Here is a 25703-nt window from a genome sequence, read left to right on the forward strand (position 1 = left end):
ATCTGCAATCCGGAGAGTCCATTTATGAAACGCATCATTCCAGCCATGATGATTGGTCTTTTAAGCGCGCCGGGAGCACAGGCGATGCCGCTCAGCTACCGTATCGCCACGCCGGCAACCACGGTTGCGCTCTCCTGGCACGCCTTTGGCGGCGTGTCACAGGCGCATCTTGACGGCGTAAGTGGCGACGTAACGCTGAATCCGGCGCAGGAGAGGGAGGATCGCATCAACGTGACGATCCCCGTTGCGACACTTATCGCCTCTAACAGCCTGCTGACTTACCAGTTGAAAAGCAGGCTCTTTTTTGACGCTGACCACTACCCGACAATCGCCTTTAGCAGTAGCCGGGTGGTGGATTTAGGCGATGGGCATTTCCGGGTTTTTGGCTCCCTGGCGGTAAAAAATGTTCGCCGCCCGGTGATCCTCGACGCCACGCTGCAAAAACAGGGCAGGGCGAATTCAGGGCAACTGTCACTCCACGCCACTACCGCTATCTCCCGTTCGGCATTTAACATGGATAAGTTCGCCATGCTGGTGGACGACACGGTAACGATAAATATTGAAATCCATGCGCAGGCCCAAGCTCAAGCTCAAGTCCAGGCTCAAGTCAAAGCCCAGGCTCAAGCTCATGCCCGCCAGCCAGCGTAAACCGCAGCGGGCGCGACTTATGACAGCGCAGCGTGCAGCGCCTGTGCGTGTTGTGACAATTGCGGCGGTGGGGTTCGGCCTATCAGCACAAATTGATAGCCGCGTTGTTGCCACCAGACGAGGTGCATATCGTGGCGATGTTCAGGCGTTAAGGCGCGCGTTTGGGCATGTCGTTCAGGCGAAATACACAGCGCCATCGGGCCATATTCCGCATCCATCCACGCGATTTGCGCAATCGAGGTGCTGTCATAACGCAGCATGCGCACCATCTTCAGTTCTGCGCCGGTCAGGGCAAGTTGCGTCATCTTCACGTTTAAGCCAATATCCTGCGCTGTGCGCGCCAGCCCGCGTTGCAATGCCGTGGGCGAGCTGTCTGCATCCAGCAGCGTTTCCGCGCTATACAGCGACATGTATTGTGCCTCAAGATCGCGGATTTTCTCGCTCTCATTACGCGCCAGCGTCAGTGGCCTTGCGAAATAGCCAAGCCCGCCGCCAATGACCAGAAAACTGAGCGACGCGGCAATCAGCGAACGGCGGCTGACGCCTGCGGATGAGCGGGGCGAAGAAGCCAGCAGCTCGTTCAACCGCGCCTGCATGCGCGCTTCGGGAGCCTCATCAAGCAGCTGTGCAAACGCCCCGGCGAAATCCGCACGATCCTGTTTTAACGCCTCGGTACGGCTGGCGAGCTGTTCGTCTTGTGCAAGCTGGCTCTCAAATTGTTGCGCATCTGCTTCACTCATCTCGCCATCGAGCCAGGCGACAATCGCGTCATCCTGGTAGGGCGGTGTAAACATGCTGGGTTTCACGAGCGTTTCTCCTGGGGTTTTGGCGGCGTAGTGGCTTTTTTCGCCAGCGTCGCGCGTGCGCTCGCCAGCCGGCTCATGATCGTGCCGACAGGCACTGCGAGCGTGTCTGCCGCTTCCTGATAGGTAAACCCTTCGACATAAACCAGAAATACGGTATTGCGCTGCGCCTCCGGCAGCGCGCTGACGTGCTGCATAACTTTCGCGTAATGCCGCCGCGCGTCATCCTGAGCGTGGGTATCCGCCGCCAGCAGTTCATCACTCTCCACAAAACCTTGCCCCATCCGCACACGACGCGCGCGCAGATCGGAGATCCAGATCGAGTGCAGAATGGCGAACAGCCAGCTGTCTATGCGCGTGCCGGGGGTAAATTGCGCACTCTTTTCAAGTGCGCGAACGCAGGTCGACTGCACCAGTTCTTCGGCAACCTCGCGGTTGCGCGACAGAACCAGCCCATAGCGCCACAGGCGTGTCAGGTGTGCAGCAAGTTGCTGGCGAACGTCACTGGTGGTGATTTTGCGCTCCTCGCACCGGTAGTCAGGACTCAGGGTGACCATTAATCGCCGCCTGCAAATCGCGATACTCTTTGCATTGCACACCGCAAAGCGTGGCGATGGTTTTCAGTTGCTCTTTTGCCAGATCCGGGCGGCCTTTCACCAGCCACGCTTCACCGAGATATTCCCGCACTTTCGCATACTGCGGGTTGAGCGCCAGCGAACGCTGATAATAGCCAATGCCTTCATCGGTGCGGCCCAGTTTGCGCGTGGCGTAACCCCGGTAGTTCCAGGCTTCGGCGGTATTGGCGTTTTTCAGCGTATCCAGCAGATTCAGCGCCGCCTGATACTCCCCTTTTTTCGCCAGATGATAAGCATAATGGGTTTTATCTTCGTCACTGAGGCGGCTGCTTTTTTCCGCTACACACTGTTTGAGCGTGCTGTCATAAACCTGCCCGCTCGGGCAGTCTGGCGTTTTACTGTTGGTATTATCGTCTCCGGCGGCGAAAACCTGCGCGGCAGGCAGCAAAAATAGCGACAGCAACAGCGGGGCGAGCGTTTTCATTTTGAGTTCCTTCGGTAGCGTGAGTAGTGAGTTAACGCCGCAATGGCGATTTCTATTCGAAAAAATCACGTTTCCCGCAAAGCGCTGCTGATGCTGGCGACATCACCGTTACGTCATACATCCGGTTTATAATTTGATACGGCGTGTCGCGGGAGTGTGAGTCTCTGATTCGGCGGAGGGTAAACCATGCGTGTTAGCGGGCAGCAAGGTGAGTTAACGGCGTTAGCGGTGGCGGGCAGCTATGTGGTGTTGCTGGGCTGGGATATGCCCGAGCAGCATATCCTCGCCGGTAATATTCTCGGTTTCGCCATTCAGCGCACGCGAAAAAGCGACGGGGAGGTTATCTGGCTAAACGGTATGAAAACCTTCGCCAGCGTCGAGCCGACGCCCGCGCCGGGCGTGCCGGTCTCCTCGTTCAGACACCCTTTCCAGACCTTTCAATGGTCTGATTACAGCGTTGCGCCCAACGCGGAATATCGCTACGACATTGTCGCCATGTGCGGGCCTGCCGGGGCGTTAACGCCGGGCGATGCGGTGCAACTGACGGTACTAACCGAGCCGGTGGATAACGGCGAACACGCGATTTTCTTCAACCGTGGAGCGATTGCCTCGCAGGAGTATGCCCGGCGCTTTCACAATGCCAGCCCGGCGGAGATTGGCGATGCGGCCTGGAAGTGGCTGTCGCGCGGCCTGCTGGAAGGGCTGGAGCGGTTTATCGGCCAGGCTGATAAAGGTGATGAGCTGCACGGTGCCATTTTTGAATTCAAAAACAGCCGCATCTATGACGCGTTAAAAAGCGCTGCCGCGCGCGGCGTGACCGTGAGCGTGATTTACGACGGCGACTCGCAGCGTGAGTCCAATGAAAAACATCTGGCGCACAGCGGCATCGAGGCGCTGACGCACCCGCGCATCCACTCCGGTCGCTATATGCATAACAAGTTCTTTGTCTTGCGGCGCCAGGGTGTGTCGCAGCAGGTCTGGACCGGTTCCACTAATCTCAGCGAAAACGGCATTTTCGGTCACTCGAATAATGCGCACATCGTTCGCGATCCTCGCGTGGCGGAGCAGTACGAAACCTACTGGCAACTGCTGTTGCAGGATTTAACCCGCGCGCCAACGGCGAAAAAAGTCGAAACGATCACCGCCGCGCCGCCGGTTCCGTGGCGCGATGAAGTGAGCACCGTCTTTTCGCCGCGCACCTCGCTCACCGCGCTGGAGTGGTACGCCCAACTGGCTGCGGGCGCGCAACGCGCGTTGTTCGGCACTTTCGCTTTCGGCATGAACAAACTGTTTGTCCCCGCCTGGGATCGCACCGACGAGGTGTTACGCTTCGCCTTGCTGGAGAAAAAAGGTTCCGGCAGTCAGTACAAGCAACAAGCGGCGGAAATTGACCGTATCCGCAAACATCCAAATGTCACCATCGCCGTTGGGCAGAACCTGGTGCTGAACGCCTTTGACCGCTGGCTGAAAGAGATCGAAAGCCCGGTAGAAGAGACGCACGTCACGTACATTCACACCAAATATTTGTTGATCGACCCGCTTGGCCCGGAGCCGATTGTGATTGTCGGTTCGGCGAATTTTTCCGCCGCGTCCACCGACACCAATGATGAAAACATGCTGGTGATCAAGGGCAACGCTGCCGTGGCAGATGTTTATCTTGGTGAGTTTATGCGCCTGTTCACCCACTATGCGTTTCGTGAATCGGTGGCGCGCTCGCAACAACGCATCGTTGCAGGCGCGGTGTCGCCAAAATACCTGTATGAAACCACGCAGTGGATTGATGCCGCATCCGGGTATTTTGTCGCCGGTAGCGACCGCGCCCTGCGTCGCCGCTACTTTTCCGGCCAGTAAACTGCGGCAAAATGGCGGTGGCAGCAAATAATTGCCGGTGGCGATAGTTTCGCCGTCGGGCATTTTTTCCGCCTTTGTTCGGCAGGATAAAAAGAGAAATAACCGTTAATAAAGCGCACCGGCATGGCTATTTTGCTTAAGGTCGATAAAAAGCAATGTAACGCAATGCTGGTTCTTCAGTGCGTGGATAACGGTGCCCTTTTAAACCCGCCTGGATGGCGGGTTTTCGCGGGTAAAGTGAGAAATTTACTGCTGGTGAGTAAATATCCGCTCGCCAATTTTTTGCGCCTCATGTAATAACGCTTCCGGCGTGCCGAAATCAGGCAGCATCAGCGTGGCATTGGTGAGCACCGGCGCGCCGCAATAATCAAAAATGCCGTGGGCGATCTGCGTCTTCCAGGATTGTGCATAGCCATGCTTTTCAAAGGTTTTCATGTCTGCGCCGCCCAGGGCGATAAGGTGGACAGGTAAATGCCCAAGTTTGCCGGAAACCTTGCCGTTTACGCCCTCTTCATAGGCCCAGCCGTTGGAAAATACCCGGTCAATCCAGCCTTTTAACTGGCCGGGCATGGTCCACCAGTAAATGGGGAATACCAGCACCAGCGCATCGGCTTTCTCAATGCGCGCCTGCTCGGCAAGCACATCGGCGGGCAGCGGCGCGCCTTCGGCAAACGCAGTGTAATCTGCCGCATTAAACACCGGGTTAAAGCCTTCTTGCGTCAGATCGGCAAATTCTGCGCTATTTTCCCCGTTTTTATCCGTTATCCCCTGTGCAACAGCTTTCGCCACGCTGTGGGTTAACGAGCTTGCTAAAGGGTGAGAAACCACGATTAACGCATGCATCTGAACCTCCTGGATTGCCATCCGCCGTTAACGGACGTAGTCTTATTTACGAACAGTAACCTACCATTAGTAAGTTACTTTTAGTATATAAGCCTGTCAAGGGAGAAACATCATGCCGGAAACGCGTGTGCGTCAGCGCTTGTCGCGGGAAGATCGCTATTCGCAGCTTGTGGATGTCGCGTGGCACATTATTCGTGAAGAGGGCACCGAAGCGCTGACGCTCGGCCATCTGGCGGAGCTAGCCAGTGTCACAAAGCCAGTGGTGTACGATCATTTCACCAGCCGTTCCGGGCTGCTTGCGGCGCTCTATCGCGAATATGATCAACGCCAGAACCGCAAAATGGATGATGCGCTGGCAAAGACCGCGCCGGAACTTGCCGCGCGCGCGTCGGTTATCGCCACCGCTTATATTGAGTGCGTGCTGTTTCAGGGCCGTGAAATGCCAAGTTTACTGGCGGCGCTCGCCGGGACGCCGGAGCTGGAAACTATCCGCCGCGAATATGCCGTCGATTTCATCGGCAAGTGCCGCATCCTGTTTGCGCCATTTTGTGGTGAACCGCTGCGCGATGCGCCGCTGTGGGCCATGCTGGGAGCCGCCGAAGGGCTCGCCTGGGCGGCGGTGCAGGGGGCGATTAGCGAGTCGCAGGCGAAAGAGGAACTTTGTGCGGTCATCATCGCCATGGTTCGGGCGACGCTGCCGCGCGGCTAAAGCCGTTCTACCTGGCGCGCGCCTTGCATCAGGGAAGCAGGACTTCCCTGGAGCATACGCATGATAGCCAATTCATCGACCACCATCCGTTTCCTGCTCGCCTCGCGCCAGTGTGAACTCAACAGCCTGCGTTATCTGCTGCAAAGCGGCGAGCTGGTGGGCAAGATCAGCCAGCTTGTGCACATGCTGCAACGCGAGCGCGGAACCTCCAATATGTTCCTCTGCGCAAGCAAGGGGCAATTTGCTGATGAGTTGATCCTGCGCGAACAAGAGGTGGCGCAGGCACAAGCACCGCTGATGGCGCAACTCGACACGCTGGAGCAGCAGATTGCCGCGCTGCCGCAGGCCAGCCGTCTGTTCAGCCACGTCGCAAGCGTGGTGTACGCCCTGAGTTTGCTGCCTGCGTTACGCCAGCAAATCCGCCAGCGCACGCTGCGTTTACCGCAGGCGATGAGCTTTTTTAACGACATCATTCGCCATTTGTTGTCGCTGGTGTTCGAGCTTTCTGACACCGCCGCCGAACCGGCCATCTCCAGGCATTTAATCGCCATGTTCAGCTTTATGCAGGGTAAAGAGTACGCAGGCCAGGAGCGGGCGACCGGCGCGGCGGCCTTTGCCGCTGGTACATTCAGCGAAGAGACGCAGCAGAAATTGCTCAGCCTGATTGAACGCCAGGAGCGCTGTTTCGCCACCTTCGCCGATTTCGCCGACGATGAACACCGCCTGCGCTGGCAGCAGATGGCGACCGACAGCCAGTTTGAACGCCTGCGGCGCATCGCCTGCACCGGGCGTGAGTTATATGAAGCCGACAGTTGCCTGCGCTGGTTTGCCCTTGCCACGCAGCGCATTGACGAGATGAAAACGCTGGAAGATGCGCTGGCGCAAACGCTGATGGCGCACTGCCGGGCGCGCATTGCCGCCACCGAGCAGGCCAATAATGAGCAACTCGCCGATATCGAAAGCCTGATGCCCGCATACGAGAACGAAGAGAGCAGTTACTCGGTCTTTAGCGACGCGCACGGCTGGCTGGAGAGCGGCGGCGTTCGCCCGCAGCTTGGCCGTTCACTGCTGGTGCTGGTGCAACAGCAGTCGCGACGCTTGCAGGCGCTGGACACAGAGCTTGCGGCACTGCGCGAAACGCTCAACGAGCGCAAGCAGATTGAGCGCGCGAAGAGCATGTTGATGCAGCACCGGCAAATCAGCGAAGAAGAGGCCTACAAAACCCTGCGGCGTATGGCGATGAACCAGAACAAAAAGCTGATTGAAATCGCCAGCGCCATGCTGGCGGTGGCCGATGTTTTTCAGGCTAACCCTTAAGGAGTAGCTGCACATTGCCAGTGCGAAAAGTGCCCTTCCGCAGTGCGCCGCGCTGGGTTGTTAGCGGTAATGTGCCGCGAAATCCGCCGCTTTCAATTCTGGCACAGCCTTTGCTTTAACCTTCCCAGGTAGAAAAAAATCACAACGCGCACCCGGCCAACGGCGGTCGGTTTAGCGTTAAGCGGACAACGGCGTCCATAAGCGTGCAGCTTTGCACAGGCTTATGGGCGCCGTTTTTTTTTGCATCCCACAACGGTGAGCAGCGCGAGGGTGGCATGAGTGATAACAACACGAAAGGTATGACGGTTTCCCGCCGTCAGTTTTTACTGGGCAGCGCGGCGCTCGGCGGCAGCCTGCTGGTGCCGGGCGTCATTAATCGCGCCTGGGCCGCCGGTTCTGACGCACCGGAGCTTAAAGAGATCCGCGTGGGCTTTATTCCACTCACCGATTGCGCCTCAGTGGTGATGGCGGCGGTGAAAGGCTTCGACAAAAAATATGGCATCACCATTTTGCCAAGCAAAGAAGCCAACTGGGCGTCGGTGCGCGACAAGCTTCTTTCTGGCGAGCTGAATGCTTCGCACATTCTCTACGGTCAGCTTTACGGTCTGCAAATGGGGCTTTCCGGGCCGCAAACCAATATGGCGGCGCTGATGACCCTCAACCAGAACGGGCAGGGGATCACGCTCGCCAACGCGCTGCACGAGGCGGGTGTCACCGATTTGCCCGCGCTGGCGAAGCATCTCGCCGCCAGCCCGGCGGGAACCTACACCTTTGCGCAAACCTTCCCGACCGGCACCCACGCCATGTGGCTCAACTACTGGCTGGCGAGCGCGGGTATTAACCCGCTCAACGACATCCGCAGCGTGGTGGTGCCACCGCCGCAAATGGTGATGAACATGAAAATTGGCAACATGGTCGGCTACTGCGTTGGCGAACCCTGGAACCAGCGCGCGATCAGCGATGGCATCGGTTTTACCGCCGCGACCAGCCAGGATATCTGGCCGGATCACCCGGAAAAAGTGCTCGGTACGCGCGCCGATTGGGTCGAAAAGAACCCCAACAGCGCCCGCGCGCTGACCGCCGCGATCCTGGAAGCCTCGCGCTGGATTGACGCCTCGGACGATAACCGCCGCGAAACGGCGAAGGTGATTGCCGGGCGCGCTTATCTCAACACCAAAGAAGAGACCATCGTTGGCCGCATGCTCGGCCAGTACGACAACGGCATTGGCAAAAGCTGGAAAGATCAGCACGCGATGCGCTTCTTCCACGATGGCTCGGTCAACTACCCGTGGCTCTCCGATGGCATGTGGTTCCTCACCCAGCACAAGCGCTGGGGGCTGCTCACAGACGATCCGGACTACCTCGCCATCGCCCGCCAGGTGAACCGCATTGATATCTACAAACAGGCCGCCGCCAGCGTGGGCAATGTTTCGCTGCCGGACAGCGATATGCGCAGCAGCGTGTTGATGGATGGCGTTCGCTGGGATGGCAGTAACCCTGCCGCCTACGCCAACGGCTTTAGCGTAAAAAAATGAGAGGTCGCTGATGAAAAACCAGGCGCAAGTTATCCCGATCCCGCTGGACGAAGCGGCGAAAATTCCCCAGCAGGCAGAGATCGTTACGCTGCCCGCCAAAGTGCGCGTACGTCGCCGCCCGTCATTGTTACGCCCGCTGATGCAGCGTGTGGTGCCTGCGCTGCTCGGCATCGGCCTGCTGCTCTGCCTGTGGCAGGTGGCGGCGCTGAACAGCAAAAACTTCCCCACGCCGTGGCAAACGTGGCTGGCGGCGCTGGAGATTTTCGCCGATCCGTTTTATGTCGCCGGGCCGAACGATCAGGGCATTGGCTGGAACGTGCTGGCCTCGTTAGAGCGCGTGGCGACCGGTTTTGGCCTTGCCGCACTGGTCGGTATTCCCACCGGTTTTTTGATTGGCCGCTTTCGTTTTGTCGCCAGCATGCTCAACCCGCTCATCTCCCTGCTGCGCCCGGTCAGCCCGCTCGCCTGGCTGCCGATAGGTTTGCTGCTGTTCCAGCGCGCGGAACCGGCCTCAAGCTGGACGATTTTCATCTGCTCCATCTGGCCGATGATCCTCAACACCGCCGAAGGCGTGCGGCAGATCCCGCAGGATTACCTGAATGTCGCGCGGGTTCTGAAACTTTCCGAGTTCGCCATCATGCGCAAAATCCTGCTGCCCGCCGCGCTGCCGGGCATCCTCACCGGCATGCGGTTATCGATTGGCATCGCCTGGCTGGTGATCGTGGCGGCAGAAATGCTGACCGGCGGTATCGGCATCGGTTTCTGGATCTGGAACGAGTGGAACAACCTGAATGTGGAACACATCATCATCGCCATTGTGGTGATTGGCGTGGTCGGCCTGCTGCTCGAACAGGCGCTGATGTGGATTGCTAACCGTTTTAACTACACCAACCGCTAGGGGGCTCTGATGCGTACCAATCCGATTATCCAGGTTCAGCAGGTGAGCCAGCGTTTTAATACCAGCAGCGGCGAGTTTCTGGCGCTTGATAACGTTAGCTTTGACATTCACCCCGGCGAAACCCTCAGCCTGATTGGCCACTCCGGCTGCGGCAAATCCACACTGCTGAATTTGATTGCCGGGCTGACGCTGCCCACCAGCGGCGGTCTGCTGTGCAACAACCGCGAAATCGACGGCCCGGGGCCGGAGCGCGGCGTGGTGTTTCAGAACCACTCGCTGTTGCCGTGGCTGACGGCGTACGACAACGTCGGGCTGGCGGTGCGCCAGGTGTTTCGCGGCGAAATGAGCAAAGTGGAGATGCATGAATGGATCATGCACAACCTGGATCTGGTGCATATGTCCCACGCGTGGAATAAGCGCCCGCACGAGATCTCCGGCGGCATGAAGCAGCGTGTCGGCATTGCCCGCGCGCTGGCGATGAAACCGAGCGTACTGCTGATGGATGAGCCTTTCGGCGCGCTCGACGCCTTAACCCGCGCTCATTTACAGGATGCGGTGATGGAGATCCAACAGCGCCTGCACACCACCATTGTGCTGATCACCCACGACGTGGATGAGGCGGTGCTGCTCTCTGACCGCGTGTTGATGATGACCAACGGCCCGGCGGCGAGCATTGGCGAAATTATGGCGGTGGAGCTGGAGCGCCCGCGCTCGCGCGTTTCGCTGGCCGACGACGCGCAGTATCAGCGCTACCGCCAGCAAGTGCTGCATTTCCTGTATGAGAAACAGCCCAAAGCGGCCTGACCTCTCTTTCTCTTGCGCATTAAGGATCCAGGTTATGAAAAAGCCCGTTTTAGCGGTGATCGGCCACGGCATGGTGAGCCACTACTTTCTGCAACAGCTCGTGGAGCGCGAACTGCACCTGCATTACGACATCGTGGTGTTTGGCGAAGAGCGGCTGCCCGCTTATGACCGCGTGCATCTTTCAGAATACTTCGCCGGGCGCAGCGCGCAGTCGTTGTCGCTGGTAAGCGAGGGGTTCTTTGCCGACAATGGCATCACGCTGCACTGCGCGAGCAAAATTGTCGCTATCGACAGCCAGCAACGCTGCGTGCGCGATGCGCAGGGTGTGGAAACCCATTACGACACGCTGGTGCTCGCCACCGGTTCGTATGCTTTTGTACCGCCGATCAGCGGCAATACGCGCCCTGGCTGCCTGGTATACCGCACGCTCGACGATCTGGACGCCATTGCCGCACAGGCGAAGAACGCGAAACGCGGCGTGGTGATTGGCGGCGGTTTGCTGGGGCTTGAGGCCGCCAACGCCCTGCGTCAGTTAGGGCTGGAAACCCACGTTGTTGAATTTGCGCCGCGCCTGATGGCAGTGCAGCTCGACGAGGGCGGCGCCATGATGCTGCAACGCAAAATCGAAGCGCTTGGCGTACAGGTTCACACCCGCAAAGAGACGCGGGAAATCATCGACGGCGAGCAGGCGCGCCACCGCCTCTGCTTTGCCGACGGCAGTTTTCTGGAAACCGATCTGCTGCTGTTCTCGGCGGGCATCCGCCCGCGCGATGAGCTGGCGGAAAGCGCAGGGCTGCAAAAAGGGCCGCGCGGCGGCATTGTTATCAACGATCACTGTCAGACCTCTGATGAAGCCATTTACGCTATCGGCGAGTGCGCGTTGTGGAACGGGCAGATTTTTGGTCTTGTCGCACCGGGCTACCAGATGGCGCGCAGCGTGGCGGACAAGCTCGCGGCGCGCGACACGCCGTTTACCGGCGCGGATATGAGCACCAAACTGAAATTGCTGGGCGTCGAGGTGGCCTCTATTGGCGACGCGCACGGCAAAACCGCCGGCAGCCAGAGTTACCAGTGGACCGATGGCCCGCGCGAAATCTACAAGAAAATTGTTGTCTCCGCCGATGGCAAACGGCTGCTCGGCGCGGTGCTGATTGGCGATAGCGCCGATTACAGCCTGCTGCTGCAAATGATGCTTAACGACATGCCGCTGCCCGCGCAGCCGCAAACGCTGATCCTGCCTGCGCTTTCCGGCGATGCGCCAAAAGGGCTGGGCGTGGCGGCGCTCGCCGCCAGCGCGCAAATCTGCTCCTGCCATAACGTCAGCAAGGGGGATATCGCCGCCGCCGTGGCGGGTGGTTGCAGCGAGCTTGGAGCACTGAAAAGCTGCACCAAAGCGGGCACCGGCTGCGGCGGCTGCGTGCCGCTGCTGAAACAGGTGATGGAGCACGAGCTGCAACAGCTCGGCGTGGAGGTGAAAAAAGATATCTGCGAGCACTTTGCCTGGTCGCGTCAGGAGCTGTATCACCTGATCCGCCTGCACGATATCCGCACTTTCGACGCGCTGATTGCGCAGTTCGGCCAGGGGCACGGCTGCGAAGTGTGCAAACCGCTGGTCGGCTCCATGCTCGCTTCGTGCTGGAACGACTACCTGCTTAAACCGCAGCACCTGCCATTGCAGGATACCAACGACCGTTTTTTTGCCAACATTCAAAAAGATGGCACCTACTCGGTGGTGCCGCGCATCCCGGCGGGCGAAATCACTCCACAGGGGCTTATCGCCATCGGCGAAGTGGCGCAGCGCTACAACCTCTACACCAAAATCACCGGCGGGCAGCGGGTGGATCTCTTTGGCGCACGGCTTGAGCAGTTGCCCGCGATTTGGGAGGAACTTATCGCCGCCGGGTTTGAAACCGGCCACGCTTACGGCAAATCCCTGCGCACGGTGAAATCCTGCGTCGGTTCCACCTGGTGCCGCTATGGCGTGCAGGATTCCACCGGCATGGCGATCGCGCTGGAGAACCGTTACAAGGGGCTGCGCTCGCCGCACAAAATCAAAATGGCGGTCTCCGGCTGTACCCGTGAATGCGCGGAAGCGCAGGGCAAAGACATTGGCGTGATTGCCACCGACAAAGGCTGGAACCTGTATATCTGCGGCAACGGCGGTATGAAGCCGCGCCACGCCGATCTGTTTGCCAGCGATCTCGACAGCGAAGCGCTGATCCGCACCATCGACCGGGTGTTGATGTTCTACATCCGCACCGCCGACCGGCTACAGCGCACCAGCACCTGGCTGGACAACATGGAAGGCGGTCTGGACTACCTCAAACAGGTGGTGCTCGAAGACAGTCTCAATATTGGCGCTGAACTGGAGCGCGAAATGCAGCAGGTGGTCGACAGCTACCAGTGCGAGTGGAAAACCACCCTCGATAATCCGCAAAACCGTCTGCTGTTCCGGGGCTTCCTCAATAGCGATCAACCGGATGAAGCGGTGGTGATGGTGCCGGAGCGCGGGCAGATCCGCCCGGCAACAGCGCAGGAAAAACCGCCTATGCACAACCAGCCGCACACGGGGGATGGCGAGTGGCAGCAGATTGCCGCGCTGGCTGATATTCCGGCGAACGCCGGCATGGCCGCGCGTCTTGGTCAGCAGCAGATTGCCCTGTTTCACCTGCCTGATTGCGAGGAGCAAGTATTCGCGCTCGAAAACCATGAACCTGGCAGCCAGGCGAATGTGCTGGCGCGTGGGCTGGTGGGCGACGCAAGCGGTGAGCCGATGGTTATCTCCCCGCTGTATAAAAAGCGTTTTCGCCTGCGCGACGGGCAGAGCCTGGACGATGCCGGGCTGCGTCTGCGCGTCTGGCCGGTGAAAATCCAGCACGGGCAAATCTGGGTGCAGCACGCGCCTGCCGCGCAGAACACCTTGCCAGCAATTGCCGAAGCGTCTTAAACAAATCCGGGGGCGAAATGGAGCAGATCAAAAGCGTATGCCCCTACTGCGGGGTGGGCTGCGGGCTGGTGATGCAGGTGGAAAACCAGCGCATCATCAGTGTGGTGGGCGATAAATCCCACCCGACCAACCAGGGGCGGTTGTGCACCAAAGGTAAAAGCTGTGCCGGGGCGATAACGGCGACTGGCCGGCTGGATAGCGCGTATCTCCGCACATCGCGCCAGCATGAGCCGGTGCGCACGGCAATCGATGACGCCATCCGCGAAACCGCCCGGCGGCTGCGTGACATTATCGATAAGCACGGCCCGGATGCCCTGGCGCTGTATGTTTCCGGCCAGATGTCTTTAGAAGCGCAATATCTGGCGAACAAGCTGGCGAAAGGGTTTATTGGCACCAACAACATCGAGTCCAACTCACGTTTGTGCATGGCCAGCGCCGCCAGCGGTTATAAGCTCTCGCTCGGCGCGGATGGGCCACCTGGCTCTTATGACGACTTTGAACATGCCGATCTGTTTTTGGTGATTGGCGCCAACATGGCCGACTGCCACCCAATCCTGTTTCTGCGCATGATGGAGCGCGTCAATGCCGGGGCGAAACTGATTGTCGTTGATCCTCGCCGCACTGCCACGGCAGAGAAAGCCTCGCTCTTTTTGCAGATCAAACCCGGCACCGATCTCGCGTTGCTGAACGGTTTGCTGGCACTGTTGGTGCAAAACGGCCAACTGGATAACGATTTTATCGCCCGGCACACCGAAGGCTGGCAGGCGATGCCGGATTTTCTGCTGGACTATACGCCGCAGCAGGTAGCGGAGCGCACCGGGCTGCGTGAAGCCGACATTCGCCAGGCGGCGCAGTGGATTGGCGAAGCGAGTGAATGGATGAGCTGCTGGACGATGGGGCTAAACCAGAGCACGCACGGCACCTGGAGCACCAACGCGTTATGCAATTTACACCTGGCGACCGGCGCGATTTGCCGCCCCGGCAGCGGGCCGTTTTCGCTTACCGGCCAGCCGAACGCGATGGGCGGGCGGGAAATGGGCTATATGGGCGGCGGTTTGCCGGGTCAGCGATCGGTACTGGTGGATGAAGATTGCGCGTTCGTCGAACAGCTATGGCAACGTCCTGCCGGCACGCTGCCTGGCGAGGTGGGCGGCGGTACGGTCGCGCTGTTTGACGCGATGAGCGCAGGCGAGATCAAAGCCTGCTGGATAATCTGCACCAACCCGGTCGCCACCGTGCCAAACCGCGAAAAAGTGATCGCCGGGCTGGAACGCGCTGAGCTGGTGATTGCGCAGGATGCGTTTCTGGATACCGAAACCAACCGCTATGCCGATATCCTGTTGCCGGGTGCACTGTGGGCAGAAGCCGAAGGGGTAATGGTTAACTCCGAACGCACCATGACGTTGATGCAGCAGGCGGTATCTCCGCCGGGCGATGCGCTTGCCGACTGGCAAATTATCGCCAGCGTGGCGTGTGAAATGGGGTACGCGGAGGGCTTTCGCTACGCCAGCGCCGCCGCGGTGTTTGATGAAATCCGCGCCGCTCACAACCCGGCAACCGGCTACGACATTCGCGGCGCGAGCTACGCGCGGCTGCGCCAGACGCCGTTGCAGTGGCCGTGCGCGCCGGAGGATGATGAACCCCGTCATCCCATTCGCTATTTGCAGGATAACGGGCGCGTGCGTTTTGCTACCGCCAGCGGCAAGGGGCAATTTTTTGCCCGCCCGGATCTCGCGCCGGCCGAAATGCCGGATGACGACTATCCGCTGGTGCTCAACACCGGGCGCGTGCAGCACCAGTGGCATACGCTGACCAAGACCGGCAAAATCCCGCTGCTTAATACGCTCAACCCCGGACCGTTTATCGAAATCTCCCCCACAGACGCACAACGGCTGGCGATAAACGAGGGGGACTGGGTGGATATCCACTCGCGGCGCGGTATGGCACGGCTGCCTGCGGTGGTGACTGACCGTGTGCGACCCGGCAACAGCTTTGCGCCTTTTCACTGGAACGATCTGTTTGGCGACAAGCTGGCAATCAACGCCCTAACCAGCGATGCGCTGGATCCCGTTTCGCTGCAACCCGAGCTGAAACACTGTGCTATCGCGCTGGTGCGCAGCCAACAGCAACCCGCGCCCGCCGCTGCACCCGCAACGGATGAAGACAGCGGGTTAGTGCTGGTGCTGTGGGCCTCCACCACCGGCAATGCGCAGGCGTTTGCCCGCCGCTGCGCCGAACAACTTCTGCATGCCGGGCTGGCGGTAAAACTGCGCGCCATGGATAGCGTCGGTATTAACGATATTGCCGCCGCGCCGCGCGTGTTACTGCTCGCCAGCACCTTTGGCGATGGCGATCCGCCCGCTAATGGCGCGGCGTTATGGGCGGCGTTGAGCGCCGAAAACGCGCCTGCGCTGAGCGGGACGGCGTTTTCGGTGCTGGCGTTTGGCGATGCCAGTTACGCGCAGTTTTGCGGTTTTGGCCGCAAGCTCGATGCCCGGCTGGCCGCCCTTGGCGCACAGCGGCTGCTGGCGTGCCAGGCGTGCGATGCGGGCGATATTGACGCGGCGCAGCAGTGGCTGGCGGCGATCCACACTGACGTTTTGCGGCTCGGCGCGCCGCCGCAAAGCACGGGGCAACCCACGGCAAAACCTGGTTTCAGCCGCCACGATCCCGTTAGCGTGCCGCTGGTCACGAACCAATTGCTGAGCGCGCCGGGGGCGGAAAAAGAGATCCGCCAGTTCGCGTTTGATCTGCAGGGTAGCGGCTTGCACTACGAAGCGGGCGACGCGCTCGGTGTCTGGCCGCGCAACTGCCCGCAGCGGGTCGCCGACATCCTCGATCTGCTGGCGCTGGATGGGCAAAGCAGGGTGCAGGTTAGCGGCGTGGGCGAAATGACGCTGCAGGCTGCGCTCTGTGACTGTTTTGACATCACGCGCATCACCCCGGAGGTGCTGCGCCTGGTGGCTGACCATGTGCAAAACGAAACGCTGCATAGCCTGCTCGCCAGTGAAAACAGTACCGAACTTACGCAGTGGCTGTGGGGGCGGCAGATTATCGACCTGTTGCAGTGTTTCCCGGTACATCTGGCGGCTGAACAGTGGCTTTCGGCGCTGCGTCGCTTGCAGCCACGGCTCTATTCCATCTCCTCCAGCCCGACAGTTTCCCCGCAGCGCGTTGAACTGACGGTCTCCACCGTGCGTTATGGCGACAGCAAGCAACGCGGCGGCGTCTGTTCGACCTTTCTGGCGGATCGCGCAGAGCACGTGGCGATCTTTATTCAGCCCTCGCCGCATTTTCGCCTGCCAGCCGATCCGGACACGGCGGTGATTATGGTCGGCGCAGGCACCGGCATTGCGCCGTTTCGCGGTTTTCTGCAGGAGCGCCAGGCCACGGGGGCGAGAGGCGATAACTGGCTGTTTTTTGGCGAGCAGCATGCGGCCACGGATTTTTATTACCGTGAGGAGCTGGAGGCCTGGCAGCGCGACGGCGTGTTGTCGCGCTTCACCACCGCGTTTTCCCGCGATCAGGCGCAGAAAATCTACGTTCAGCACCGCATGCTGGAGCAGGGCGAAGCGCTGTGGCGCTGGTTAGCCGCCGGGGCGCACTTTTATGTTTGTGGCGATGCGAGCCAGATGGCGAAAGATGTCGAAAATACTTTAAAGCAGGTGGCACAAACCTTTGGCAGCATGAGCGCTGACGCGGCGGACGCCTGGCTGGCGACCCTGGCGCGGGAAAATCGCTATCAGCGCGATGTCTATTAAGCGTTGTACAGTGTGATACAAAGCCAACGCCCGGGGCGCGCGTAACCAGGATACACTCATTTTACCGTTACCCGCCGCCAGGGCTTTTTGGATGGAACATATTGACCACATTTTGGTTGTTGATGATGACCGGGAAATTCGCACGCTGCTTGCTGATTACCTGACCCGCTCAGGCCTGCGCGCAAGCGTCGCCGCGAATGGCAAACAGATGCGCCAGTTACTTGAAACCACGCCGGTGGATTTGATTGTGCTGGATATCATGATGCCAGGCACGGACGGACTGACGCTGTGCCGCGAGTTGCGCAGCAGCGCGCATAAAAACGTGCCGGTGCTGATGCTGACCGCGCGTAGCGAAGAGACCGATCGCATTGTCGGTCTGGAGATGGGCGCGGATGACTACCTGGTGAAACCCTTTGTTGCCCGCGAACTGCTGGCGCGTATTAAAGCCATTTTGCGCCGCACGCGCATGTTGCCGCCGAACCTGCAAATCACCGAAGCGGGACGTTGCCTGGCGTTTGGCGACTGGCAGCTTGACACCTCGGCGCGTCATCTGGTGGATGCGCAGGGGACCGTGGTGGCACTGAGCGGCGCGGAGTATCGCCTGATGCGCGTGTTTCTCGATCACCCGCAGCGCGTACTCAACCGTGACCAGCTTCTGAACCTTACGCAGGGGCGCGACGCGGAGCTTTTCGAACGATCTATTGACCTGCTGGTAAGCCGCCTGCGCCAGCGCCTGAACGACGACGCGCGAGAACCGGCTTATATCAAAACCGTGCGCAGCGAAGGTTACGTTTTCTCAATGCCGGTGGTTATCACAGAGGCGCGGGAATGAGGCTGTGGCCGCGCTCGCTGCTGTCACGTTTAGTGGTGATTGTGCTGGTGGGATTGCTGCTGGCGAACGCGTTAACCCTTAGCCTGCTGCTGTATGAACGCATCACCACCGCGCGTTCGGTAATGCTGGGCAATCTGGAATACGATGTGGCGACCAGCGTGTCGATCCTCGACCGTTTACCCGCCAGCGAGCGTCCTGCATGGCTGGCGCGTATCGATCGCGGTAACTATCGCTACTTGCTGAGCACAGGTGAAGACGGGCACTATCCCACCAACTGGCGTTCGAAAGATACCGCACGCTCGCTCGAACAGGCGCTGGGCAGCCAATATGCCCTGAAAATCAATGCGGTCCCGGGCCCGCAGGAACATTTGCAGGCGCATTTGCGCCTGCATGATGGCGCGCCGCTGACCATTGATATCACCCCGCGTCCAACGCCTATCGCCCGTTGGCTGCCTGCGGTGCTGGTCGCACAACTGCTGCTGTTGCTTATCTGCTGCTGGCTGGCGGTACGCCTGGCGGTGAAGCCGCTGACCCGCTTTACCCGTGCGCTTGATGCGCTCACCCCGTCGCCCGAACCGCCGCCAGTGATGATCGAAAGCGGCCCAACGGAGGTGCAGCACGCGGTGCGCGCTTTTAACGCCATGCAGGCGCGTATTGCTCATCACCTGAGTTCGCGCGCGCAGATCCTTGCCGCGATTTCGCACGACCTGCAAACGCCGATCACCCGGATGCGGTTGCGCAGCGAAATGGCTGCCGACGAAGCGCTGCGCGACAAACTGCTGGCGGATCTGGATGAGATGTCCCGGCTGGTTCGTGAAGGGATCGCTTATGCCCGCACGCAGGATGCGCCGCCGCTCGCACCGCAGCGGCTGGCGCTGCACCCGTTTATCGACAGCCTGGTGTGTGACTATGTCGACGTTGGCAAGCGAGTAACGCTGCTGCGCTGCCCGCCGGATCTCACGCTGCACATTGATGTGCAGGCGCTGCGGCGCATATTAACTAATCTGCTGGATAACGCGCTGAAATTCGCCGGCAAAGCAGACATCGAAATTGTACTTACGCCAGATGCGCCGCTCGCGATCCATGTGCTTGATAACGGCCCTGGCATTCCTGAAGAGGCGCTGGCAGCGGTGCTGGAGCCTTTCTACCGGCTGGAAACCTCGCGTAATCGCGGCACCGGTGGCACCGGTCTGGGGCTGGCGATTGCCCGGCAACTGGTGTCGCAACTCGGTGGGCAACTGCACCTGAGCAACCGCCCACAGGGCGGGCTGGATGCCTGCGTGCTATTGCCGCACTAAGTTTGTATCTCTGCGTATCTGCTCTCCGGCCTGCAACACCGGCTGACAAAACCCGCCATCACCGACACCGCCGCGATACACCGCGGCGGTGTAATGCGCCTGTTTCCTCAACGAATCAAGGAGCTTGTTATGGTGATCATTGCTTTTTTAGGCGGCTGCTTGACGCTGCTCAGCCCCTGTACGCTGCCGGTTATTCCGCTACTGTTCGCAAGTTTTGGCCGCGATAAACGTCATCTTGCCGCACTGCTGGCGGGAATGGTGGCGATGTTTACGCTGGTGGCACTGCTGGCGGGCGCCACGCAGCAGTGGATAATCCAGGCCAACGCCTGGGGGCGCTGGCTGGCACTCGGTCTGCTGGCGGTGATGGCGCTGGCGCTGATTTCGCCGCGCATTGCCAGCACGGTGATGTACTTTGCCGTGCGCGCCGGTGAACGGCTCGATAACCGCAGCCGCCGTTCGGGCGGTGTTCTTTCGGCGATGCTGGCGGGGTTATCCGTCGGGCTACTGTGGGCGCCGTGCGCCGGGCCGATCCTGGGCGCGGTACTGAGCGCCGCCATGCTTAACGGCGCAAGCGGGCAGACGGCGCTGGTGCTGGCGGCTTACGGCAGCGGCGCGGCGGCGATGCTGGCGCTGCTCTGGTTGTGTGGCGATCGGCTTTTTTCCCGCCTGCGCGCCAGTCTGCCCTTCAGCGAGCGGCTGCGTCAGGGGGCGGGCGTCGCCATGCTGGGCGCGGTAGTGCTGATTGGCAGCGGGGCGACGTCTGCGTTGCAGGGGGCGGGCTCGTGGACAACGCGGCTGGAACAACAGCTCCTGAGCTGGCGGACATCACCGCAACCTGCCGTCACACTGCAGCCGGTCAGCGAGCCGCTGGTGCGCAATAGCATGCCGTCACTGGAGGGAGCGGTGAGCTGGCTTAACTCTGCGCCGCTCACTCCGCAAGCGCTGAAGGGCAAAGTGGTGCTGGTGGATTTCTGGACGTTCGACTGTATCAACTGCCAGCACACGCTACCGTATGTCAACGCGTGGGCGGAAAAATACCGTGACCAGGGGCTGGTGGTGATTGGTGTTCACACCCCGGAATACCCGTTCGAGAAGAACATTCAGTCGCTGCAAAACGTGGTACGCAAAGAGAATATCCGCTTCCCGGTGGCGGTGGACAATAACTACGCCATCTGGAATGCGTTTGGGAACCAGTACTGGCCTGCGCATTACTACTTTGATGCCAAAGGGCAACTGCGGCAGATGTACTTTGGGGAAGGGGAGTATCAACAGCAGGAGCAACTTATTCAGAAACTGCTGGCCGAAGCGCATTCATGAGGGAAAAGCGCCTTCGCTGATTCAGCCGAAGGCGCGTGCTGTTTAATGCCGTGCAATGTCGATAAGCGCCTGCGCAAAAAACGCGGGCGCTTCTTGCGGCAGGTTATGACCAATGCCGCCGGTGGCGGTACGGTGCTGGTAGCGGCCGCTGAATTTGGCGGCGTAGCTGGCAGGATCCGGATGCGGCGCGCCGTTTGCGTCGCCCTCGAGCGTAATGGTCGGCACCGTAATTACCGGTGCCTTTGCCAGTTGCTGCTCCAGCGCGTCGAAACGGTGCTCACCGCTGACAATTCCCAACCGCCAGCGATAATTATGCAGCGTAATGGCGACATGATCGGCGTTGTGCAATGCCTGCGCCGAGCGGGCAAACTCCGCTTCGCTAAAGTGCCACTGCGGCGAGGCGGTTCGCCAGATAAGTTTCGCAAACTCATCGGTATGTTCACGATAGCCCGCTTCGCCGCGCTCGGTCGCAAAGTAAAATTGATACCACCAGGCGAGTTCCGCCGCGGGCGGCAGCGGTTTTTTATTTGCCTGCTGGCTGCCAATCAGATAACCGCTTACCGAGACCAGTCCTTTGCAGCGCTGCGGCCACAGTGCGGCAAGAATATTGGCGGTACGCGCGCCCCAGTCAAAACCGCCGATCACCGCCTGTTTAATGTCGAGCGCGTCAAGAAAGGCAATCGCATCGACGGCGAGCGCCGCCTGCTGGCCGTTGCGCGGCGTGTCGGCAGATAAAAATGTGGTGCTGCCATAGCCGCGTAGCCACGGTACCAGCACGCGCAACCCGGCACGGGTAAGGCGCGGGATCACATCGGCAAAGCTGTAGATGTCATACGGCCAGCCGTGCAGTAGCAGCATCGGTTCGCCGTTAACCGGCCCGGTGTCGATATACCCGATATTCAGCACGCCTGCGTCAATATGCTTAATGGGCGGTAGCGGCGTCAGGTTGCGCGGTGTGGTGGTGAGGGCGGCGGGCGGTGCGCTGGCCTGGGCGGGAAGGGTGCTGAGCCCCAGTTCCAGTGCGGCCAGGCTTGCGGCGGTGGCCTGCAACAGCAGGCGGCGTTGCGGATTTTCAATCGATGACATAAGTCACTCCTGCAATAAAGTGGGCGATGGCGTCCTGCGCCATCCACCCGCTATTGCAAGGGATCACTGTATCCCGATTGTGTGCAGCTACGCGCCGTTCTGTATCAGCGTGTATAACAGCGGTGTTTGCGTATCGCGTGCAGGCTCTGCGGCCAGGCGATCTTCCGGGAGCTTACACAGCAAGCCTGCCGTCAGGCCGATCAAGGATGTTGGCGGGTAATCCTGCCACTGTCCTGGCGTGTTCATACGGGCGATTTTGTCGCCAGTGGCAAAATGCTCTGAAAAGAAGAGCTTATGTACATGGGCGTATTGGTGTGTATCACAGTTCACAACCAGGCTTTGGCGTTCGCTGCGGATCATCATCAGCGGATTCTTTTTCACCGGCATGCCTTTGGTGTAGTTATGAATCACGTCAATACGGCGCAAATAGGGATTGCCGTCATAAAGGGAAATGGCACGAAAATCCAGATAGCTGACGCCGCTACTGAGTGTCACGAACTTAACGACCCGCTTGGGCGGGGTTTCCTCTTGCGTAACGCTGGCACCCGGATGGCTGGTGCAGCCGGACATCAGCAGCAGTGCTGAGCCAAAAAACAGGGATTTTTTCATTTTCGCTCTCCTTGCAGATCCGGGCGCACCGCCAGTAACTCGTCCTTGCTGACCTTGCCCTGAATCGAGCAGCGCAAAAAGGTTTTGCCTTCACTTACTTCCAGCATTGCGAGTTTTTCCACGCTATCCGCGGCCGGAGCAATACCGCTGACGGCGGTTTTGTTGACCCGCCATGTGGTCTCACCGGCGCGTTTGATCAGCGGATTGGCGTAATACCCGTCCGTGACTTTCTGCCAGTGAATGTCAGGCAACGCAGCTATCACCGCAGACATGGGCTCTTCGATCACCCATCCCCAGAAGTAATAATCACCCAATTTGCCCAGTGACTCCTGCGACCTGTCAAAGCCAGAAATGGTGAGCTGATTGATGCGCAGAGGCTTGCTAAACCAGACGATATCGGAGCCGTCTTTCGGCGCGGCAAACCAGGCGTGATGCTGCTTATCTGTGACCACTGGCGCGGTGTGCGCCAGCGTTGCCCGCTGCTTATAGAGTTCATTGAAAAAAGTGCTGTCGCAACGCAGCAAACCTTCTGTCAGCGTTTGCGCCTTTGCGCTGCCGGTTATTGCCAGCGTGAGCAGCGCCAGGTGTAGAAATAAAGATTTCATAGTTGTCCTTAAGGGTATGCGCCGTTTGTTATTACGGCTCCATTTTTTCATCGTCAGCAGAAGTGGATACACAGGTATCGGCATGAGAGGCCTGGCCTTTACATGAAAACGCGGCGGGCAAGGTTTTTTGCGCATTTATTAAGGTGTATTATTTATACATCTTAACTATTGGTGACGTGTATGGCTGGCACCCGGATCCTGCGAGAAAAACTGACTATCCGCAAAATGATTGCCCTTTATCAGCGCGCCTGCCCGGATGCGGTAAGCAGCGCGGCGCACTACGCGGATTTGTATGCCTATGCGGAAAAGCGGCTGGATAAATGCGTGTTCGGCGAAGAGAAACCGGCCTGCAAGCAGTGTCCGGTGCACTGTTACCAGCCTGCGAAACGCGAAGAGATGAAACAGATTATGCGCTGGGCCGGGCCGCGCATGCTGTGGCGTCACCCGGTGCTGACGGTACGTCATTTGCTTGATGACAAGCGCCCGGTGCCGGAGTTGCCGGAGAAGTACCGGCGCAAATAGCGGGTAAAGGTAAAAAAGCAGGATGCGTATTCGGTGAAGGCGGGTTACGCGTTTGCCGGATTGGCGGTTTTACGGCGCTGTTGACGCGCAAAGAAACGCCCGACGCGCGAAAACGCCCGTCGGGTCTGCGGCTATAACGCCTCTTTATCAATACCTAATCGTTTCATTCGGGAGAGCAGCGTAGTGCGTTTGAGCCCCAGACGCTGCGCCGCGCCTTTTGGCCCGGCGACCACGCCGTTGGTTTCCCGCAGCACGCGCACAATCAGCTGATACTCATCTTCCCCTTCGCGCGCCACTTCGGCGGGCGTTTCAGGCGCGACGGACGGCACGGCGATTTCCGCCATCGACAGTTGCAGCACGTTGCCGCGCGTGAGCAGCACCGCACGCTCGATCACGTTCTCCAGCTCACGCACATTCCCCGGCCACTCCATCGCACTCAGCACACGCAAGGTTTCCGCCGGAATGCTGTCGATATTGCGCCCCATTTTACGTGCGATTTTAAAGGTGAAGGCTTTCACCAGCAGCGGAATGTCTTCCGGGCGCTCGCGCAGCGGCGGCAGGTGGATCGGGAACACATTCAGGCGGTAATAGAGATCGCTGCGAAATTCCCGGTCGGCGACCATCTGTTTAAGATCGCGGTTGGTGGCGGCGATCAGCCGCACATCGGTCTGGATCAGCTTGTTGCTGCCGAGGCGCTCAAACTCCTGCTCCTGCAACACGCGCAGCAGCTTGGGTTGCAGCTCAAGCGGCATATCACCCACTTCGTCAAGAAACAGCGAGCTTTTATCCGCCAGCTCAAAACGCCCGATGCGCTGGGCGCTGGCGCCGGTAAACGCGCCGCGCTCGTGGCCAAACAGATCGCTTTCCAGCAGCCCGGCCGGCATTGCCGCGCAGTTCATCTTCACCATCCGGCGACTGTTACGGTCGCTCAGATTATGAATAGCGCGCGCGATAAGCTCTTTGCCGGTGCCGGTTTCACCAAGGATCAGCACCGTGCTGTTGCTCTGCGCCACCATCTCGACCTGCTTGAGGACGCGGAACATCGCATCGCTGCGTCCGATAATCTCGCCAAATTCGCTGTCGACATTATTGAGTTGTTCGGTAAGCGCGAGGTTTTCATCCACCAGCCGCTCTTTCAGACGGTGAATTTCCTGATAGGCCAGCGCGTTATCCACGGCAATGGCGATACGCTCGGCAATCTGGCGCAGCAGCTTCAGGTTCGCCGGGGTAAACACCTCTTTCTGGCACTGCGCCAGTTTCAGCACGCCCAGCAGATTTTTCCCCGACATCAGCGGCAGCAGGCACAGGGTCTGAATTTTATTGCTCCAGGTTTCAAACAGCATCCGCTCGTAGGGCGCGAGTTTGTCGCGCTCATGCAGATTAATCAGCAGCATCTCTTTGCTGCTAAATACCCGTTCGGTCAGCGTGCCTGCTTCGTCTGCTTCCTGGGTTTCATGGGTGGGGTCGGCTTCATCCAGGTAGTGCGTCGAGTAGATGGTCAGTTTGCCCTTGCGGCTGCCGCGCAGCACCAGACTAATGGCATCAATGCCGAAGTAGTAGTGGATCTCTTTCGCCACTTCGCTGACCAGCTCATCCATATGCAGCCGGGAGAGCACGGCGTTGGTGATGGCGACCAGAATGCGAAAATCGTCGCGCTCCTGGCACAGAAGCTCGTAGTCCGGTGTGGGGTGCTCGCGGCTTTGCAACTGCTCGGCAACGACGGCGACGATCTGCGTCAGCGTATGCAGGCGCTCGGTCTCTTTGTCGCTCCATGGCCTGTCGCTGGTGCGAAAAAATTCGCAGCCGCCAAAAATCTGCCCTTCGGCGGCGAGCGGCAGCAAGCTGTAATGGGCGAACGCCGGGTAGATCCGGCTTTCGGCAACTGCGGGCCAGGTCTCGCTAAAGAGTTGCGCGGTGCAGCGTAGCGCCTGCGGGTGAGAGAGAATATGCCGCACCGGGCCACCCGCCAGCAGCGCCTGGTCGTTATATTTGGCACTGTTGTCGGGGGTTTGCACGGCGTAACGGCTGGCGAGATGGCTGTCGGCATGCCACAGTACAATCGCGGCGTTGTCGGCGAGACCCGCCTGGCGGGTCAACCGGGTTAATGTTTCACAAAGCGCGGCCATATCGGGCTGCTGTAATAACATCCGCGTTATATCAAACAATCCTTGTTGCCCGAGATCACTCATCGGTGTATACGACATTTTGCTTTTCCAGGAACACACGCAGAAGGTGTGAAAAAATTAATAAAAATAGAAG

General features: G+C 59.5%; 21 protein-coding genes. 13 read left to right on the plus strand and 8 right to left on the minus strand.

Annotated elements, in window-relative coordinates; translation table 11 throughout:
* Positions 1 to 24 precede the first annotated feature (24 nt).
* Positions 25 to 648, plus strand: a complete 624-nt coding sequence (locus M8Q36_RS10900; RefSeq protein WP_249880876.1) for a YceI family protein — start codon at positions 25 to 27, stop codon at positions 646 to 648.
* Positions 649 to 665: 17 nt separating this feature from the next.
* Here M8Q36_RS10900 and M8Q36_RS10905 read toward each other — a convergent pair whose 3' ends face one another.
* Genes M8Q36_RS10905 through M8Q36_RS10915 form a run of 3 tightly spaced genes read right to left on the minus strand, consistent with a single transcriptional unit; the run spans position 666 to position 2510 of the window.
* The gene (locus M8Q36_RS10905; protein WP_249880877.1) at positions 666 to 1454 is read right to left on the minus strand and encodes an anti-sigma factor family protein; all 789 of its coding nucleotides are present in this window, start codon (positions 1452 to 1454) and stop codon (positions 666 to 668) included.
* Entirely contained in the window at positions 1451 to 2008 is a 558-nt protein-coding gene (locus M8Q36_RS10910) for a sigma-70 family RNA polymerase sigma factor (protein WP_249880878.1), read from the minus strand. Before M8Q36_RS10910 ends, M8Q36_RS10905 begins: the two co-directional genes overlap by 4 nt.
* Positions 1989 to 2510 carry a tetratricopeptide repeat protein gene (locus tag M8Q36_RS10915; RefSeq protein ID WP_249880879.1) on the minus strand — a complete coding sequence of 174 codons (522 nt, stop codon included), beginning with the start codon at positions 2508 to 2510 and terminating at the stop codon, positions 1989 to 1991. The genes M8Q36_RS10910 and M8Q36_RS10915 overlap by 20 nt, the downstream gene beginning before the upstream one ends.
* A gap of 186 nt (positions 2511 to 2696) precedes the next feature.
* Here M8Q36_RS10915 and M8Q36_RS10920 point away from each other — a divergent pair, with 186 nt between their 5' ends.
* The gene (locus M8Q36_RS10920) at positions 2697 to 4361 is read left to right on the plus strand and encodes a phospholipase D-like domain-containing protein (RefSeq protein WP_249880880.1); all 1665 of its coding nucleotides are present in this window, start codon (positions 2697 to 2699) and stop codon (positions 4359 to 4361) included.
* 246 nt (positions 4362 to 4607) lie between these two features.
* Here the strand turns inward: M8Q36_RS10920 and M8Q36_RS10925 are convergent, their stop codons facing one another.
* Positions 4608 to 5204, minus strand: coding sequence for an NAD(P)H-dependent oxidoreductase (locus M8Q36_RS10925; RefSeq protein ID WP_249880881.1), 597 nt, complete (start codon positions 5202 to 5204; stop codon positions 4608 to 4610).
* A 112-nt stretch (positions 5205 to 5316) separates the two neighbouring features.
* Between M8Q36_RS10925 and M8Q36_RS10930 the strand changes: the two genes are divergently transcribed.
* From M8Q36_RS10930 to M8Q36_RS10975, 10 genes are all read left to right on the plus strand, one after another.
* The gene (locus M8Q36_RS10930) at positions 5317 to 5913 is read left to right on the plus strand and encodes a TetR/AcrR family transcriptional regulator (RefSeq protein ID WP_249880882.1); all 597 of its coding nucleotides are present in this window, start codon (positions 5317 to 5319) and stop codon (positions 5911 to 5913) included.
* Between the two features lie 60 nt (positions 5914 to 5973).
* A complete protein-coding gene (locus M8Q36_RS10935; protein ID WP_249880883.1) occupies positions 5974 to 7230 on the plus strand; it encodes a nitrate regulatory protein in 1257 nt (418 codons plus the stop codon).
* A 275-nt stretch (positions 7231 to 7505) separates the two neighbouring features.
* The gene (locus tag M8Q36_RS10940) at positions 7506 to 8765 is read left to right on the plus strand and encodes a CmpA/NrtA family ABC transporter substrate-binding protein (RefSeq protein WP_249880884.1); all 1260 of its coding nucleotides are present in this window, start codon (positions 7506 to 7508) and stop codon (positions 8763 to 8765) included.
* Positions 8766 to 8775: 10 nt separating this feature from the next.
* Complete coding sequence (gene ntrB / locus M8Q36_RS10945; RefSeq protein ID WP_249880885.1) at positions 8776 to 9663, plus strand: nitrate ABC transporter permease; 888 nt, start codon at positions 8776 to 8778, stop codon at positions 9661 to 9663.
* A 9-nt stretch (positions 9664 to 9672) separates the two neighbouring features.
* Entirely contained in the window at positions 9673 to 10467 is a 795-nt protein-coding gene (locus M8Q36_RS10950) for an ABC transporter ATP-binding protein (RefSeq protein ID WP_020454985.1), read from the plus strand.
* Positions 10468 to 10501: 34 nt separating this feature from the next.
* A complete protein-coding gene (gene nirB, locus M8Q36_RS10955) occupies positions 10502 to 13414 on the plus strand; it encodes a nitrite reductase large subunit NirB (RefSeq protein ID WP_249880886.1) in 2913 nt (970 codons plus the stop codon).
* A 17-nt stretch (positions 13415 to 13431) separates the two neighbouring features.
* Complete coding sequence (locus tag M8Q36_RS10960) at positions 13432 to 17175, plus strand: bifunctional nitrate reductase/sulfite reductase flavoprotein subunit alpha (RefSeq protein WP_249880887.1); 3744 nt, start codon at positions 13432 to 13434, stop codon at positions 17173 to 17175.
* Between the two features lie 91 nt (positions 17176 to 17266).
* Complete coding sequence (locus M8Q36_RS10965; RefSeq protein ID WP_020454982.1) at positions 17267 to 18007, plus strand: response regulator; 741 nt, start codon at positions 17267 to 17269, stop codon at positions 18005 to 18007.
* On the plus strand, positions 18004 to 19305 hold the full coding sequence (locus M8Q36_RS10970) for an ATP-binding protein (RefSeq protein WP_249880888.1): 1302 nt from the start codon (positions 18004 to 18006) through the stop codon (positions 19303 to 19305). Before M8Q36_RS10965 ends, M8Q36_RS10970 begins: the two co-directional genes overlap by 4 nt.
* A 129-nt stretch (positions 19306 to 19434) precedes the next feature.
* Positions 19435 to 20622, plus strand: coding sequence for a cytochrome c biogenesis protein DipZ (locus M8Q36_RS10975; RefSeq protein ID WP_249880889.1), 1188 nt, complete (start codon positions 19435 to 19437; stop codon positions 20620 to 20622).
* Positions 20623 to 20664: 42 nt separating this feature from the next.
* Here the strand turns inward: M8Q36_RS10975 and M8Q36_RS10980 are convergent, their stop codons facing one another.
* The 3 genes from M8Q36_RS10980 to M8Q36_RS10990 all read right to left on the minus strand — a co-directional run bounded on the left by M8Q36_RS10980 (position 20665) and on the right by M8Q36_RS10990 (position 22922).
* Positions 20665 to 21708, minus strand: coding sequence for an alpha/beta fold hydrolase (locus tag M8Q36_RS10980; protein ID WP_249880890.1), 1044 nt, complete (start codon positions 21706 to 21708; stop codon positions 20665 to 20667).
* A gap of 87 nt (positions 21709 to 21795) precedes the next feature.
* A complete protein-coding gene (locus tag M8Q36_RS10985; protein ID WP_249880891.1) occupies positions 21796 to 22317 on the minus strand; it encodes a surface-adhesin E family protein in 522 nt (173 codons plus the stop codon).
* The gene (locus M8Q36_RS10990) at positions 22314 to 22922 is read right to left on the minus strand and encodes a hypothetical protein (RefSeq protein WP_249880892.1); all 609 of its coding nucleotides are present in this window, start codon (positions 22920 to 22922) and stop codon (positions 22314 to 22316) included. Before M8Q36_RS10990 ends, M8Q36_RS10985 begins: the two co-directional genes overlap by 4 nt.
* A gap of 180 nt (positions 22923 to 23102) precedes the next feature.
* Here M8Q36_RS10990 and M8Q36_RS10995 point away from each other — a divergent pair, with 180 nt between their 5' ends.
* The gene (locus M8Q36_RS10995) at positions 23103 to 23444 is read left to right on the plus strand and encodes a nitrous oxide-stimulated promoter family protein (RefSeq protein WP_017459262.1); all 342 of its coding nucleotides are present in this window, start codon (positions 23103 to 23105) and stop codon (positions 23442 to 23444) included.
* Positions 23445 to 23575: 131 nt separating this feature from the next.
* On the opposite strand, the gene flhA is transcribed toward M8Q36_RS10995, so the two are convergent.
* Positions 23576 to 25648, minus strand: a complete 2073-nt coding sequence (gene flhA / locus M8Q36_RS11000; RefSeq protein ID WP_249880893.1) for a formate hydrogenlyase transcriptional activator FlhA — start codon at positions 25646 to 25648, stop codon at positions 23576 to 23578.
* Positions 25649 to 25703 lie beyond the last annotated feature (55 nt).

The sequence above is a fragment of the Kosakonia sp. R1.Fl genome (genome assembly GCF_023516815.1).
Lineage (GTDB): Bacteria > Pseudomonadota > Gammaproteobacteria > Enterobacterales > Enterobacteriaceae > Kosakonia.

What these genes read in the sequence shown, in the direction of transcription:
- M8Q36_RS10900 (WP_249880876.1), top strand. Translation starts at nt 25, where the DNA reads ATGAAACGCATCATTCCAGCCATGATGATTGGTCTTTTAAGCGCGCCG.
- M8Q36_RS10910 (WP_249880878.1), bottom strand. Translation starts at nt 2,008, where the DNA reads ATGGTCACCCTGAGTCCTGACTACCGGTGCGAGGAGCGCAAAATCACC.
- M8Q36_RS10915 (WP_249880879.1), bottom strand. Translation starts at nt 2,510, where the DNA reads ATGAAAACGCTCGCCCCGCTGTTGCTGTCGCTATTTTTGCTGCCTGCC.
- M8Q36_RS10920 (WP_249880880.1), top strand. Translation starts at nt 2,697, where the DNA reads ATGCGTGTTAGCGGGCAGCAAGGTGAGTTAACGGCGTTAGCGGTGGCG.
- M8Q36_RS10925 (WP_249880881.1), bottom strand. Translation starts at nt 5,204, where the DNA reads ATGCATGCGTTAATCGTGGTTTCTCACCCTTTAGCAAGCTCGTTAACC.
- M8Q36_RS10930 (WP_249880882.1), top strand. Translation starts at nt 5,317, where the DNA reads ATGCCGGAAACGCGTGTGCGTCAGCGCTTGTCGCGGGAAGATCGCTAT.
- M8Q36_RS10935 (WP_249880883.1), top strand. Translation starts at nt 5,974, where the DNA reads ATGATAGCCAATTCATCGACCACCATCCGTTTCCTGCTCGCCTCGCGC.
- M8Q36_RS10940 (WP_249880884.1), top strand. Translation starts at nt 7,506, where the DNA reads ATGAGTGATAACAACACGAAAGGTATGACGGTTTCCCGCCGTCAGTTT.
- ntrB (WP_249880885.1), top strand. Translation starts at nt 8,776, where the DNA reads ATGAAAAACCAGGCGCAAGTTATCCCGATCCCGCTGGACGAAGCGGCG.
- M8Q36_RS10950 (WP_020454985.1), top strand. Translation starts at nt 9,673, where the DNA reads ATGCGTACCAATCCGATTATCCAGGTTCAGCAGGTGAGCCAGCGTTTT.
- nirB (WP_249880886.1), top strand. Translation starts at nt 10,502, where the DNA reads ATGAAAAAGCCCGTTTTAGCGGTGATCGGCCACGGCATGGTGAGCCAC.
- M8Q36_RS10960 (WP_249880887.1), top strand. Translation starts at nt 13,432, where the DNA reads ATGGAGCAGATCAAAAGCGTATGCCCCTACTGCGGGGTGGGCTGCGGG.
- M8Q36_RS10965 (WP_020454982.1), top strand. Translation starts at nt 17,267, where the DNA reads ATGGAACATATTGACCACATTTTGGTTGTTGATGATGACCGGGAAATT.
- M8Q36_RS10970 (WP_249880888.1), top strand. Translation starts at nt 18,004, where the DNA reads ATGAGGCTGTGGCCGCGCTCGCTGCTGTCACGTTTAGTGGTGATTGTG.
- M8Q36_RS10975 (WP_249880889.1), top strand. Translation starts at nt 19,435, where the DNA reads ATGGTGATCATTGCTTTTTTAGGCGGCTGCTTGACGCTGCTCAGCCCC.
- M8Q36_RS10980 (WP_249880890.1), bottom strand. Translation starts at nt 21,708, where the DNA reads ATGTCATCGATTGAAAATCCGCAACGCCGCCTGCTGTTGCAGGCCACC.
- M8Q36_RS10985 (WP_249880891.1), bottom strand. Translation starts at nt 22,317, where the DNA reads ATGAAAAAATCCCTGTTTTTTGGCTCAGCACTGCTGCTGATGTCCGGC.
- M8Q36_RS10990 (WP_249880892.1), bottom strand. Translation starts at nt 22,922, where the DNA reads ATGAAATCTTTATTTCTACACCTGGCGCTGCTCACGCTGGCAATAACC.
- M8Q36_RS10995 (WP_017459262.1), top strand. Translation starts at nt 23,103, where the DNA reads ATGGCTGGCACCCGGATCCTGCGAGAAAAACTGACTATCCGCAAAATG.
- flhA (WP_249880893.1), bottom strand. Translation starts at nt 25,648, where the DNA reads ATGTCGTATACACCGATGAGTGATCTCGGGCAACAAGGATTGTTTGAT.